This is a genomic window from Actinophytocola sp., assembly GCF_050699915.1.
In the GTDB taxonomy this organism is placed as follows: Bacteria; Actinomycetota; Actinomycetes; order Mycobacteriales; family Pseudonocardiaceae; genus Actinophytocola.
In genome coordinates this window covers 1-13,360 of sequence record NZ_JBOHGA010000180.1, presented here as the reverse complement: position 1 = coordinate 13,360, position 13,360 = coordinate 1, and the positions used below count along the sequence as shown (strand labels likewise).

Sequence of the window (13,360 nt, the reverse complement as noted above, 5' to 3'; positions counted from 1 at the left end):
GGGCGGCGGCACGCGGCTGGGTGGCGGGCGCGGGTCGCGGCGGCGCCGCGGCCTTCGCGCCGGTCGGCGTCAGCGAGCGGTTGAGCTCGTCGGGCAGGAGAGCCTGCTCGCCGTTGATCTGCTCCGCCGGGCGGTCGGTGGTTCCGGACTTCTCGCCGCGCTCCTCAGCGCGCTCCTGGGCGATCGTGGAGGCCACTCCGACGGCGCCGCACAGGACGATCGTGGCGACGGCGAGGCTGGTCATCTTGGCGAGCTGGACGCCGCGCGCGGCCGGCCGCCGGTGCGAGGTCGGCCCGGCCACGACGGGGTCCACCGTCACCAGCTCCGGCTCCCGCGCCGACCCCTGCGCCGACTCCTGCTCCGCCTTCGCGGGCGCGGGTGCGGCCTGCTTGGTGATCAGCTCGGTGACGGAAACCGACCCGGCGCGCACATGGCGCCGGCCGGTCGTCAGACGATCCACGTTCTGCGAGCCCCTCCGTGCGTTTCGGTAGGGCCAACTAGGTACCTTGCGTCCCGCCCAGCACGCCAGCGAATCGCCCTGTACCACTCGAACGGGTCGGCAGAAGGCAAGCAGGTTCACTCGATCGGGCTAGTTGGCACCGCAACGGTCAGCAAGCACCACGGAAAACCGGCTGCTCAGCCCGTCGTCGACTCGTCGCTGATCTTCGGGTCGCCGCCCCAGGTGAAGGTCAGCTGCCGATGCTCGACCGTCTCCGTGCCGTTCTCGTGGACGACCTTGACCGTGCTCGTCGTCGTCGCGTCGTTGCGGTCGATCGTGATCTGCTGAACCTCCACGTGGTCCACGCCCGCGTACCGCGCCTCGATGCCCTCCGGCCCCTCGCGCGCCATCCCGCCCGTGCACATCTGGTGCGCCGCCTGCGGGTCCTCGGTCACCAGCGCGAAGTACCGCTCCGTCCGGTCGCCCATCGCCTGCGGGTTGGTCGGGGTGACCGGCGCCGGGCCGACCGTGGTCCGCCGCGGCGAGGTCGACTCGGCGCCCGGCCCGGTCGTCTCGCCGGACGGCGTGCCGTCCTCCGACCCGGCGGAGCCCGGCGCGTTCGAGTCCGGAGAGCCGGGTCGTGGCGGCGCCTCACCGCTGGTGTGCGTGGCCGTGTCGGGGTTGTCGCCGGACGACGTCGACGTGCGCGAGGTCCTGCTGGTGCTGGGCTTGGCCGCCGTCGTGGTCTCGTCGATCGGGAGCGTGCCCAGCTCCTGGGTCGGGAACGCCGGCAGGGCGTCGATCGTGTCGCTCGCCGGCGGCGGGCCCACGAACCGGACGGCCGCGACCGCGAGCCCGCACACGACTGCCGCGGAGGTGCCGACGGCGAACCAGGCCGCCTTGCGCCACGTGCGTGGCGGGGTGACCGACGCCGGCACGATGCCGAGATCGAACTTGCGCAGCCCCTGCGGCGGCGTGTCCGGCACGACGTGCACGATCGCCATCTCGGACAGCCCGCGCGGCGGAGTCTCCGGCACGACGTGGACGACCGCCTGCTCGGGCTCGCGCCGGCTGGGGACGAGGCTGGGGACATGCTGGCGGGGGACCAGCGCCAGCGGCCTGGTGTCGGCGTCCATCGGCGGCGGCTGCGCCCAGTCGAACCGGGCGTGCGCCGGCAGGTGGCCCGCCTCGGTCGGGCGGACCGCCGGCGTCCAGGCCGAGTTCACCGAACCACGTCGGTGTCTGCCATGACGTGGCCCTGCCGAGGGCCATCCCCCGCTATTCATGGCTGTGAGACCTCTCTGCTCCCGGATCGTGACGCGGTGCGACGCGACGCGTTCAGCGCGTGTCGACTACCTGGAAGATCTCGGCGTACCGGCCCTCGCCCAGGCCGGCTGCCCGCGCGATCGCGCCGAAGTTCGCCCGCAGCGCCTTCTCCAGCGCCACGCCGTCGCCCACCTGTGAGGCGTGCGAGCGCAGCGCCGCCATCTTCTTGTCGAAGGTGTCGGTGATGTCGACTGCGTGGTTGCGCAGCGGCGCCGGCCCGTCGTTCACCCACAGCTCGGGCACCGTCCACGGCTCGAGCCCCTCGTCGTCGAGCAGCTCGCGGTGGGCGTGCGGGTTGCGGGAGTCGGGGAAGACCGCGGCGAACGCGGCCTCACCGGACGCGCGGTGGTCTGGGTGCGTGGTACCGACCCGCTCCCAGTTGATCTCGGGCGACCAGGCGAGCACGCGGTCCGGACGCACCTGGCGGATCACGCGGGTGATGTCGCGGCGCAGCTCGATGGACGCGGTCAGCGATCCGTCGGGGTAGCGGAGGAAGACGACGTCGGTGACGCCGACCTGCGCGGCCGCGGCGCGCTGCTCGGCCTCGCGGGTGCGGATCATCTCGGCGGCGTCGCGGTCTACTGGACCGCCGGCCTCGCCGGAGGTGCAGACGCAGTAGGTGACCACGATGCCAGCGGCCGTCCACGTCGCGACGGTGCCCGCGGCACCGAAGTCGATGTCGTCCGGATGTGCGGCTACGACAAGCGCCGACCGCACGTTCTCGCTTGGGGTCGGAGTGGTCACCTGGCCCAGAGTAAGCGGTTGCCCACGGTTGGAGAGTGGGGGTGCGCGTGCCCGTACCACACCACTCGACAGGGTGACGAGGGGTGCCGGAGGACTACTCCCCGGTGCGATACCGCTGCTGGGTCGACTGGAGCGCCTTGGTCGCCACGCCGCCCGCGCCCGCGGCGAGCAGGATCGCCAGCACGTCGGCGAACCCGGTGCCGGCGGTCAGGATCCAGGCGAGCAGGGCGCCGGCAGTGGTGACGCCGGCGACCGGCCACCGGGACCGGACGTACTGCGCGACCGGCGTCCCGCCGGCCCGCTTGGCGGCGGCCGAGTTCAGCATGGCGAGATAACCCACATGGGCGAGAGTCGCCACCACCGCGGCGATGGCGATGATGACGGCGATCAGGTTGAGCATGACTCCAGTGTGCCCGCATCCGCGCGGCGGCGGATCGGTGAGAACCCTGAAACTGAGCCGTCTCTCAGCGACCCCGTCTCTCAGCGCCCCAACCTCAGCGCCCCAGCGGCCCGCGGCCCAGGTTCAGCAGCGCCATCGCGAGGCCCCGCCCCTCCGGACCGAGCTCGCGGTAGCGGGCGAGCACGTCGATCTCCCGGTTGTAGACGATCCGCGGACCGCCGGACGCCACTCTCGCCGCGCCGATGGTCCTGGACACCTCGACCCGACGCTTCACGAGGCGCAGGATCTCCGCGTCGAGCCAGTCGATCTCCTTGCGCAGCTCGTCGATGTCGTCGTCGGCCGGACGGCTCGGCTGCTCGTTCACCGTCTCGTCTCCCGCGGTCGGGGTGGTGGGCTGCATGTCGGGCTCCTCGGTTGATGGAACCCCGGCCCCCGACGGCGAAAGCCCCGGGGTCCGAGGACTCCGGGGCTTCCGCTGTCGTTGTTGGGCGCTACACCACGACGGGAGCCGGAGTCCGGATCCCGTAGAAAAACTCGAAGTCGTGGTGTCGCACGTCAGGGATTCTGACACCGCGAGGCGCGAACTGTCCACCCGGCCCGGCTTGCCGCGCCGTGGTTGTCGGTGCGGGCCGGTACCGTTAGCCACAAGATGAGCACTCTGTTCGAAATGCCTCCCGAAGTCCCCGTCAAGCCGTCTCGCCGCAAGTCGGCCGAGCTGCTCGCCGACCTCAACGACCAGCAACGCCGCGCCGTGCAGCATGCCGGCTCGCCGCTGCTCGTGGTCGCCGGCGCGGGCTCGGGCAAGACGAGGGTGCTCACCAGACGCATCGCCTACCTGCTGGCCGAGCGCGACGTGCATCCCGGGCAGATCATGGCGATCACGTTCACCAACAAGGCCGCCGCCGAGATGCGCGAGCGGGTGGTCGAGCTGGTCGGCCGCCGGGCGAACGCGATGTGGGTGTCTACGTTCCACTCGATGTGCGTGCGGGTGCTGCGCCGCGACGCCACCACGCTGGGCATGAAGTCGAGCTTCTCGGTGTACGACTCCGACGACACCCGCCGGCTGATCACGTTGGTGGCGCGCGATCTCGACCTCGACCCGAAGCGCTATACCGCCCGCGGGCTCGCCGGGCACATCTCGAACCTGAAGAACGAGCTGATCGGTCCGGAGAAGGCCACCGAGGACGCGGCCAACGACTTCGAGCGCCGGGCCGCCGAGGTGTTCGTCGAGTACCAGCGCCGGCTGGGCCTGGCCAACGCGTTCGACTTCGACGACCTGATCATGCGCACGGTCGACCTGCTGCAGAGGTTCCCGGACGTCGCGGAGCACTACCGGCGGCGGTTCCGCCACGTGCTGGTCGACGAGTACCAGGACACCAACCACGCGCAGTACACGCTGGTCCGCGAGCTCGTGGGCACCGGCGAGAACGGCACGGAGCCGGGCGAGCTGTGCGTGGTCGGCGACGCGGACCAGTCGATCTACGCCTTCCGCGGCGCCACGATCCGCAACATCGTGGAGTTCGAGCGGGACTACCCGCAGGCCACCACGATCATGCTGGAGCAGAACTACCGCTCCACGCAGACGATCCTGTCCGCGGCCAACGCGGTGATCTCGCGCAACCCCGACCGGCGGGACAAGCGGCTGTGGACCGCGCTCGGCGACGGCGAGAAGATCGTCGGCTACGTCGGCGACAACGACCACGACGAGGCCGCGTTCGTCGCCGGGGAGATCGACCGGCTGATGGACGGTTCCGGTGCCGCCGGGGAGGGGCTGACCTACGGCGGCGTCGCGGTCTTCTACCGCACCAACAACCAGTCCCGGGTGTTCGAGGAGATCTTCGTCCGGCTCGGGCTCCCGTACCGGGTGGTCGGCGGCGTGCGGTTCTACGAGCGGCGCGAGGTGCGCGACGCCCTGGCCTACCTGCGGGTGCTGAACAACCCGGAGGACACGGTCAGCCTGCGGCGGATCCTCAACGTGCCCAAGCGAGGCATCGGCGACCGGGCCGAGGCGGTCGTCTCGGCGCACGCGGACCGGGAGCGGATCTCGTTCAACGCCGCGCTGCGCGAGGCCGCCGCGGACAAGCTGCCGCTGCTGAACCCGCGCTCCCGCAACGCGATCGCGGGGTTCGTGGCGCTGGTCGACGAGCTGCGCGCGCTGGTGGACGAGGGGCACGAGGTGGCCGCGGTCCTGGAGATGGTGCTGGAGCGCACCGGCTACCGCACGGAGCTCGAGGAGAGCGACGACCCTCAGGACGCCACGCGGGTGGAGAACCTCACCGAGCTGGTCACGGTGGCCCGCGAGTTCGCGCACGAGCTGGACGGCGTCGAGGAGCCGCCGCCGGACACGGGCGTCGAGCAGGGATCGCTGGCGGCCTTCCTGGAGCGGGTGTCGCTGGTGGCCGATGCCGACCAGGTCCCCGACGCCGAGGCCGACTCCGCCGACGAGTCCGAGCCCACCGGCGTGGTCACGCTGATGACGCTGCACACCGCGAAGGGGCTCGAGTACCCGGTGGTGTTCTGCACCGGCTGGGAGGACGGGATCTTCCCGCACATGCGGGCGCTGGGTGACCCGGTCGAGCTGGCCGAGGAGCGGCGGCTCGCGTACGTCGGCATCACCCGGGCGCAGCGGCGGCTGTACCTGTCCCGGGCGATCGTCCGGTCGGCGTGGGGCCAGCCGATGACCAACCCGCCGTCGCGGTTCCTGGACGAGATCCCGGCCGACCTCATCGACTGGCGGCGCGTGCAGCCGGAGCGTGCGGCGCCGAGCGCGCCCACGTCGTGGGGCGCTCGCCGCTCGGAGGCCGTGCGGTCCCGGGGCGGCTCGCCGTTCGGCCCGGCGAAGGGCTGGAAGGACGCACCGTCGCTGTCGCTGAACGTGGGCGACCGGGTCAACCACGACAAGTACGGCCTGGGCACAGTGGTGGCCACCGACGGCGTCGGCCCGCGAGCCACGGCGACGATCGACTTCGGCACCTCGGGCACGATCCGGCTGATGCTGATCGGCAGCGTTCCGCTGGTCAAGCTGTAGTTTCCCGCCCGCCTCGAACTGGCGTGCGAAAATTGTCAGACCCCTCCGGTCTAATCCTCACCAACGGGACGCACCCGCTTCCCGCGAGAGACCAGAGGGGGTCCCTAGGTGTGGACGAGCTGCTGTACCGGGTCTTCGCCGAGAACGTCGGTCGGTACCTGGACGGGGTCGACAGGTTGGCCGCCGGCGAGTCGGGTCGACCGCTGGCGCACGAGACGCGCCGGCTGGCCGCCGCCTGGCGGGCGTTGCTCGAACTGCACGGGACCACCGGGCGTCGCTGCGCGGGCTGCGCCCACCGGCGTTCGATGTGCAGCGTGTGGCGGGTCGCCCATGCCTACTTCGTCCGGCGGCTGCCGGGTGAGTCGGTCAGTGGGTTCAGTAGCTGAGGCCGTGCTCGCCGAGCCAGGCGAGCGGGTCCAACTTGAGACCGTCCTCGCCGGCCCACACCTCGAAGTGCAGGTGGGTGCCGGTCGACTCGCCCCGGTTGCCCATGCGCGCGATCTGCTCGCCGGCCTTGACCTCCTGGCCCTCGTAGACCGAGTAGGAGTCCATGTGGCCGTAGACCGTGACGGTGCCGTCGGAGTGTTGGACGCGCACCCAGAGGCCGAAGCCGCTCGCCGGGCCGGCCTCGATCACGACGCCGTCCGCTGCCGCGACGATCGGCGTGCCGAGGGCGTTGGCGACGTCGATGCCGTAGTGGGTCGTACCCCAACGGGCGCCGAAGCCCGAGGTCAGCCGGCCGTCGGCGGGCTGGACGAACTTGGGCCGCTTCTGCTCGGCGACCTGTGCGGCGAGCTTCGCGGCCCGCGCGTTGACGATCTTGTCGCTGGCGGCGATCTTCTGCGCCTCGAGTGGACCGGCAGAGGGCTTGGCCACCGTCATGAACGAGGGGGTCGCCGCTGAGGAGTCACCGCCGATGCCGATCGCGGCCGAGGCGTTCGTGCTGTCAGCTAGCGGCTGGACCTCGGGCGACTTCTGCTGCTGTTGCTGACCACCCTGAAGCGTCTGACCTGCGGCGGCCGCGGCGAACGCGCCGACGGCGACCGCGGCGACGACCACACGGCCACGCAGGGCGGAAGAGGGAGGAGCGACCCTGTGTGCACCGCGGCTGCGGTTCGGGGTGCGCTCAGCCATCGCGTCATCGAGCGCGATGCACTCCCAGGTCTCGCCGCCGGGTGAGCGGTGTCGAGCCAAGACTTTGCTGCCCTTCCGTCTCGGGGAGTCGGCCTCGAACGCTTTGCTCGTGGGGTACGAGCTCTACGTGGGCGCCAGGCGGGGGATCCCAGCTGGTCGGCAAGTTAGGGTTGCCGACCCTGCCCATTTCGTGACCGGACTGTGACAACGGACGGCGGGACAGTAACGAAGGGGAAGCGGTTGGGGCAACTTCCGTGATTCGTGTCGGCCGAACGAGTGCGGGCCAAAAGAGTACTGGCCAGGAAACATAACCCAGAGTGCATAGAAGTTTACTTTCGCGATGTGACCCAAGTTACTAAATCACAAGGTTTACCCCCGCATCGTGGCCACCTCGCCGCCCCATCCGTGACTCCACTCCAGCCCTCCACAACCCCCGCTGACCTGGCCGAACCCACCTTTCGGCGTAGCCCGACCCCACCAACCGCTCTGACCCCCAGATCGCCCAACCACCTACCCCAACCAGCCCACGCCAACGCGCTGGCGGGTGGGCTGGTTGGGGTAGGTAGGCGTTGATGGCTCCTTGGACGCCCGGTCGGCTGGGCGCGGCTCGGTCCTGGGAAGTGCGGATCGGCTGGGCGCGTGGGCCGTCAGGTGCGAATCGGGGTGGCGCTCGGGCTCTCGTGCCCGATTTGGCTCTCCGGCGTTCTCGTCCTCGTCCCCTTGGCGCGAGGCCTCCTGGTGCTGCCACGCACTCCCTGTCCTCGCCCAGTCGCGCGACTCGCATGGTTGCCAGGTCGAGCCCGAGCGTTGGTTCTGCTCCTGCGCAGCTAGCCAGTGCTGCACTGTTCTCCGCTTGGCCGCTTGGCCGCTTGGCCGCTTGGCCGCTTGGCCGCTCGGCCGCCCGGCTGCCCGGCTGCCCGGTGCTCTGTCGCCCACGGCCCACCCCGGTCGCCTGATCGGCCGCTCCGTCCGGCGGCGGGTGCCTGGCCTGTGCTCGTTTCTGGTCTCGCACCGACCGCGGTCCATGCTCGGCCCCGCATCCGTTGCGCTCTGCCGCATTCGGCAAGAGCGTGGCCGCCGCCCACTTCGCTGTCCGGGCCGGCCTTTGCGCGGCGCCAGCCGTCGCCGGAGTCCGGCTGCCCCCTCCCAGGGCCGCCGGGTCCCTCACCCCTCCGGACGGCGCACAGCCGCCTCTGTGCGCTGTCCGCACGCCGATCGTTAGCGGCCATTCGGGCGAAATGGGGGCGTGGCGTTCGGGCGGCGACGTTGCGATGGGGTGGACCTTGCTAGCGTGCTCGGCAATGACTTCGGGGACCCGATCGCCGCGTGGGCGGGTGCACAGGCGGCAGGCCGGCACCCGCCAGTTCGAGCAGACCGAACGCCTCGGCTGGGCCGATGCGCCTCCTCAACTCCGCATCGCGCTGGGGTTTTCCGTGGTTGGGGCCGTGCTCCTCATCGCGGGGCCGGCGGTCGGCGTCGTTCAGGACGCGCCTGACCGGGGGTTCGCCAGCACCGCGCTGCTCACGCTCCTCGCGGCCGCGCCGCCGCTCATCGCCGTCGCGCTCGTGATCTTCGGTCGTGCGCTCACGGCCGCGGGCGTGCTGACCGGCGCCGGACTGCTGAGCGTGGGCCGCGCGCTCGTCGACCTGCAGTTCATCCAGGACGGCCTCCAGGTCTCGCGACCGGAGCTCCTCGTCCCCACCAGCCTCGCCGAGCTGGTCCCGGCCACCGGGCTCTGGCTGCTCGTCGGCGGTCACCTCGCCACGGGCGCGGCCGGCCTGCTCGCCGCGGGCCGGGCCGGCGCGACCCCGGGCTCGGCGTACGGCCTCGAGCTCGACTCGCGGCCAACCGGCACCGGCCCGACCGACGCCACCTACTCGGCACCGGCCTACCCCGCGGCGGCCAACGGCCCGGGCAACGGAGCCGGTTGGCCGAGCGGCGCCGGCGAAGCATCCGACGGACCCGACGAGCGTCGAACCTCGGAGAAGACGCGTGGCCGGGCGATGGGCTGGGCCCTCGGCTTCGCGACCATCGCGGCCGTCGGGCTCGTCATGCCGCCCTTCCGGTCCGAGAACGCCTTCCAGCTCGGCCACGACCTCATCGGTAGCCCCACCCTCGTCCGCGTCGGCCTCCTGCTCATCGTCGCCGCGGTGGTCGGTGGGTGTGTGTTCGCGGCCGGCTCGGCCCGGCCCGCGGTCGCGCGCGGGGTCATCCTCGGCGTGCTCCTCGCGACCGCCGCCGTGACGCTGCCGCAGATCGTCGCCGGGCTCACCGTCGAGCGGCTCAGCCCGGACGTCGGGCCCTACCTGGCGCTCGCGTCGCTGCTGCTCCTCACCATCCTGATCTTCGTCCTGCGCGGCACGGTCATGACCACCGGCGAGGGCGGCGACACCGAGCTCCAACTGGAAACCGGTCGCGTCCACCTCGTCACCGGTGTCCTCGGCGTGCTCGCCGGCGTCGCCGCGCTCATCGGGGCCGTCGGCCCGCAGCTCGTCGTCGACGGGCTCGCCGAACCGGAGAGCTACGCCAACCGCCAGCTCATCCCCGTCGGCGTCCTCGTCGCCGCCCTCGGCGCGGCCCTGCTCGCCAACCGGTGGGCCGCCGCGGTCCGGCCGGCCTTCGTCGTGAGCCTGGGCGCCGTCGTGCTCGTCGGCACCGCCACCCTCGACGCGGCCTTCACCGGCGCCGGCATCAGCGACACCGTCCACATCGGAGCAGGCGTCTGGTTCGCCGCCGCCTCGATGCTGATCGCCGCCGCGGCGGCGATCAGCGCGGCCGTCGCCGGCAGCGCCGAACGCGACGACGTCGACCTCACCGAGCGCACCACGCACCTGTCCGTCGCCGCCCCCGCCGGCGCGGCGATCCTGTTCAGCGTCGGCGCCTTCGGCTTCCCCATGATCGCCGCGCCGGACTTCGTCGCGCCCGGGATCTGGTCGGACTTCCGCCTCGCCTCGTGGGGACTGGTCGTCGCGATGCTCGTGGTCATCGTGGCCGGCCTGCTCGCCACCGTGGCCCGGCCGGCCCGCGCGGGCGCGCTGCTCCTCGGCGCCGCCGCGGTCGTCGGCATCCACGCGCTCGAGCTCCCCATGACCAGCGACCGCACCACGGACGCCGCCGCCGGCTCCGGCACCTGGCTCGCGATCGTCGCGTTCGTGGCGTTCCTCATCGCCGCGGGCGTCGCGCTCGCCGGCCCGACGCCGCGGGACGAACCCGAGCCGCGGCCCCGGGAGTCGGCCGAGCGCAAGCCCAGCCGACCCGTGGGCAAACGCGGCCGTCGAGGGTGAGGGACTTCACCGGACGCCGTGCGTCGGGTGTCCACCCACGTCGCTAGGGTCTTCTACCGTGTCGAACCCACCGACACGCAGTCGTAGATCAGGAGAGGCGTCGAGTGGATCTGTACGAGTACCAGGCCAAGGATCTCTTCGGGGCCCACGGTGTACCGGTGTTGCCGGGGAAGGTGGCCGACACCCCCGACGACGCCCGCGCGATCGCCGAGGAGCTCGGTCAGACCGTCGTCGTCAAGGCGCAGGTCAAGACCGGTGGTCGCGGCAAGGCCGGCGGTGTGAAGCTGGCTGATGACCCCGCCGACGCGCGATCCAAGGCTGAGGCCATTCTCGGGTTGGACATCAAGGGGCACATCGTGCGTCGGGTGTTGGTGACGCCGGCGTCGGACATCGCCGAGGAGTACTACTTCTCTTTCCTGCTGGACCGCGCGAACCGCACGTTCCTGGCGATGGCTTCGGCCGAGGGCGGTATGGACATCGAGCAGTTGGCCGTGGAGCGTCCGGACGCGTTGGCCAGGGTGGCGGTGGATGCGTTGGCTGGGGTGGATCTGGTCAAGGCCAGGGAGATCGTGGCTGCCGCGAGGTTCCCGGAGGCGATCGCCGAGAAGGCGGCCGAGGTTGTGGTGAAGCTGTGGGAGACCTTCGTTTCCGAGGATGCGACGTTGGTCGAGGTGAACCCGCTGGTTCGTGATCCGCGGGATGCGATCGTGGCGTTGGACGGCAAGGTCACGCTGGACGAGAACGCTTCGTTTCGTCATCCGGGGCATGCGGAGTTGGTGGACATTGCCGCGGAGGATCCGTTGGAGGCGGCGGCGAAGGCGAAGGATCTGAACTACGTCAAGTTGGCTGGTCAGGTCGGGATCATCGGTAACGGCGCCGGTCTGGTGATGTCCACTTTGGATGTTGTGGCGTATGCGGGTGAGGAGTTCGGTGGGATGAGGCCGGCGAACTTTCTGGATATCGGTGGTGGCGCGTCGGCCGAGGTGATGGCGAACGGGTTGGAGATCATCCTGTCCGACCCGGATGTGCGCAGTGTGTTCGTCAACGTCTTCGGTGGCATCACCGCCTGCGACGCGGTCGCCAACGGCATCGTCCAGGCCTTCCAGCTCCTGGACAGCCGCGGCGACACGGTGAGCAAGCCGATCGTGGTCCGGCTGGACGGCAACAACGCCGACGAGGGCCGCCGCATCCTCACCGAGGCGGCGCTGCCCGGCCTGGAGCAGGTCGACACCATGGACAACGCGGCACGCAAGGCCGCCGAGCTTGCCGCACAGGGGGCGTGAGATGGCGATCTTCCTCGACGAGGACAGCAAGATCATCGTGCAGGGCATGACCGGCGCGGAGGGCACCAAGCACACCCGCCGCATGCTCAAGTCCGGCGCGAACGTCGTCGGCGGCGTCACGCCCGGCAAGGGCGGGCAGAGCGCCGACTTCTCCGACGTCAAGGACGGCCTGACGCTGCCGGTGTTCAACTCGGTCGGCGAGGCCATGTCAGAGACCGGTGCGGACGTCACGGTGGTGTTCGTGCCGCCGAAGTTCGCGAAGTCGGCGGTGATCGAGGCCGTCGATGCCGGTATTCCGCTGGCGGTGGTGATCACCGAGGGCATCCCGGTGCATGACACGGCGAGCTTCTGGGCGCACGCGTGCGCCACGGGGAACAGGACCCGCGTCGTCGGTCCGAACTGTCCCGGTGTGATCAGCCCGGGTAAGTCGAACGCGGGCATCATTCCCGCGGACATCACCGAGGCCGGTTCGATCGGGTTGGTGTCGAAGTCGGGGACGTTGACCTACCAGTTGATGTACGAGCTGCGTGACATCGGGTTCTCCTCGGCGGTGGGTATCGGTGGTGACCCGGTGATCGGCACCACGCACATCGACGCGCTGGCGGCGTTCGAGGCCGATCCGCAGACCGAGGTCATCGTGATGATCGGTGAGATCGGCGGTGACGCCGAGGAGCGTGCGGCCGCCTATATCAAGGAGCACGTGCGCAAGCCGGTGGTCGGCTACGTCGCCGGGTTCACCGCTCCGGAGGGCAAGACGATGGGCCACGCGGGCGCCATCGTCTCGGGCTCCTCGGGCACCGCGCAGGCCAAGAAAGAGGCCCTCGAAGCAGCCGGCGTCCGGGTCGGCAAAACCCCTTCCGAAACCGCGGAACTCGCGCGGCAGCTAGTAGACGAGGCAGGCTGATTACAGGGTCTGCGAGTAGTCGGGACGAGGGGCCGGACGCTGGTGTAGCGTCCGGCCACAACGGCGGTCCCGACGAGGAAAATGAGCTGAGGAGAGCAACGCGATGACCTACCCAGGCGGGGCACCGGGTGGTTACCCGGGTCAGGGCCCGCAGCAGCCGCTCCAGGGACCGGGAGGCTACGGCCCCCCGCCGGGAGGTGGGATGAAGCTCGGGTTGCCGCAGATCATGGTCCTTGCCGTCGGCGCACTCGGACTCATCAACTTCTTCTTCGGGTTCGCCGACGTCTTCGACGGCGCGGACCAGAGCTTCTTCGCGGCGCCGACACCGGTGCCGGCACTGTTCCTGCTCGGCGCGCTCTTCGTGGTGCCGGCGATCCTGCCGGGTGACACGAAGAAGACCGGCATCGCGCCGGCCGCGTTCTCCGTGGCCGGCCTGCTGACCGTGCTCTTCTTCGTCTTCACGACCGACCCGGACATCGGCATCGGCACGATCCTGATGCTGATCTTCGGCTTCCTGCAGGCCGGCGGGGCCGTCGCCGCATACCTGTTCGAGGCCGGCATCGTCAAGGCGCCGACGCCGGGTCAGCAGCAGAGCCCGTACGGGCACCAGCAGCCGCCCGGCATGTACCCGCCGTCCGGCCAGTTTCCGCAGCAGCCGCCGCCGGGTCAGTACCCGCCGCCGCCCGGCCAGGCGACGACCTTCGCGCCGCAGCAGGGCCAGTTCGGCCAGCCGGGCCAGGGGCACCCGGGCACGCCGCCGGGTGGCTACCCGCAGCAGTAACGCCGAGAACGCCCAGTGGGGGTGGCACCGGAGCTCC

General features: G+C 71.1%; 12 protein-coding genes. 6 read left to right on the top strand and 6 right to left on the bottom strand.

Annotated features, from left to right (window positions below; all coding sequences use genetic code 11):
* The 5 genes from ACRDSK_RS25430 to ACRDSK_RS25410 form a co-directional block, all read right to left on the bottom strand.
* Window positions 1-460, bottom strand: a 460-nt coding sequence (locus ACRDSK_RS25430) for a hypothetical protein (RefSeq protein ID WP_431443776.1), incomplete at its 3' end; no start/stop codon positions are given.
* A 176-nt stretch (window positions 461-636) separates the two neighbouring features.
* Complete coding sequence (locus tag ACRDSK_RS25425; RefSeq protein ID WP_431443775.1) at window positions 637-1,665, bottom strand: hypothetical protein; 1,029 nt, start codon at window positions 1,663-1,665, stop codon at window positions 637-639.
* A 112-nt stretch (window positions 1,666-1,777) separates the two neighbouring features.
* On the bottom strand, window positions 1,778-2,509 hold the full coding sequence (locus ACRDSK_RS25420; RefSeq protein WP_431443774.1) for a PIG-L deacetylase family protein: 732 nt from the start codon (window positions 2,507-2,509) through the stop codon (window positions 1,778-1,780).
* A 94-nt stretch (window positions 2,510-2,603) separates the two neighbouring features.
* Window positions 2,604-2,909 carry a hypothetical protein gene (locus ACRDSK_RS25415; RefSeq protein WP_431443773.1) on the bottom strand — a complete coding sequence of 102 codons (306 nt, stop codon included), beginning with the start codon at window positions 2,907-2,909 and terminating at the stop codon, window positions 2,604-2,606.
* 94 nt (window positions 2,910-3,003) lie between these two features.
* Window positions 3,004-3,309 carry a chorismate mutase gene (locus ACRDSK_RS25410; protein ID WP_431443772.1) on the bottom strand — a complete coding sequence of 102 codons (306 nt, stop codon included), beginning with the start codon at window positions 3,307-3,309 and terminating at the stop codon, window positions 3,004-3,006.
* Window positions 3,310-3,558: 249 nt separating this feature from the next.
* Between ACRDSK_RS25410 and pcrA the strand changes: the two genes are divergently transcribed.
* Together pcrA and ACRDSK_RS25400 are read left to right on the top strand one after the other, a co-directional pair.
* Window positions 3,559-5,937: a DNA helicase PcrA gene (gene pcrA, locus ACRDSK_RS25405; protein ID WP_431443771.1), complete on the top strand. Its 2,379-nt coding sequence runs from the start codon at window positions 3,559-3,561 to the stop codon at window positions 5,935-5,937.
* 110 nt (window positions 5,938-6,047) lie between these two features.
* Complete coding sequence (locus tag ACRDSK_RS25400) at window positions 6,048-6,323, top strand: hypothetical protein (protein ID WP_431443770.1); 276 nt, start codon at window positions 6,048-6,050, stop codon at window positions 6,321-6,323.
* Here ACRDSK_RS25400 and ACRDSK_RS25395 read toward each other — a convergent pair.
* Window positions 6,313-6,996 carry a M23 family metallopeptidase gene (locus tag ACRDSK_RS25395; protein WP_431443769.1) on the bottom strand — a complete coding sequence of 228 codons (684 nt, stop codon included), beginning with the start codon at window positions 6,994-6,996 and terminating at the stop codon, window positions 6,313-6,315. The genes ACRDSK_RS25400 and ACRDSK_RS25395 overlap by 11 nt on opposite strands.
* A 1,520-nt stretch (window positions 6,997-8,516) precedes the next feature.
* Here ACRDSK_RS25395 and ACRDSK_RS25390 point away from each other — a divergent pair.
* From ACRDSK_RS25390 to ACRDSK_RS25375, 4 genes are all read left to right on the top strand, one after another.
* On the top strand, window positions 8,517-10,355 hold the full coding sequence (locus ACRDSK_RS25390) for a hypothetical protein (protein ID WP_431443768.1): 1,839 nt from the start codon (window positions 8,517-8,519) through the stop codon (window positions 10,353-10,355).
* A gap of 104 nt (window positions 10,356-10,459) precedes the next feature.
* Window positions 10,460-11,638: an ADP-forming succinate--CoA ligase subunit beta gene (gene sucC / locus ACRDSK_RS25385; protein ID WP_431443767.1), complete on the top strand. Its 1,179-nt coding sequence runs from the start codon at window positions 10,460-10,462 to the stop codon at window positions 11,636-11,638.
* Window position 11,639: 1 nt separating this feature from the next.
* Window positions 11,640-12,542 (top strand): succinate--CoA ligase subunit alpha, encoded by a 903-nt coding sequence (sucD, locus tag ACRDSK_RS25380; protein WP_431443766.1) that lies wholly within the window; start codon window positions 11,640-11,642, stop codon window positions 12,540-12,542.
* 202 nt (window positions 12,543-12,744) lie between these two features.
* Entirely contained in the window at window positions 12,745-13,323 is a 579-nt protein-coding gene (locus ACRDSK_RS25375) for a DUF5336 domain-containing protein (protein WP_431443765.1), read from the top strand.
* Window positions 13,324-13,360: the final 37 nt, after the last annotated feature.

Excerpts from the sequence above, each read along its gene's own strand:
- ACRDSK_RS25415 (WP_431443773.1), bottom strand. The coding sequence starts at position 2,909 with ATGCTCAACCTGATCGCCGTCATCATCGCCATCGCCGCGGTGGTGGCG.
- ACRDSK_RS25410 (WP_431443772.1), bottom strand. The coding sequence starts at position 3,309 with ATGCAGCCCACCACCCCGACCGCGGGAGACGAGACGGTGAACGAGCAG.
- pcrA (WP_431443771.1), top strand. The coding sequence starts at position 3,559 with ATGAGCACTCTGTTCGAAATGCCTCCCGAAGTCCCCGTCAAGCCGTCT.
- sucD (WP_431443766.1), top strand. The coding sequence starts at position 11,640 with ATGGCGATCTTCCTCGACGAGGACAGCAAGATCATCGTGCAGGGCATG.
- ACRDSK_RS25375 (WP_431443765.1), top strand. The coding sequence starts at position 12,745 with ATGAAGCTCGGGTTGCCGCAGATCATGGTCCTTGCCGTCGGCGCACTC.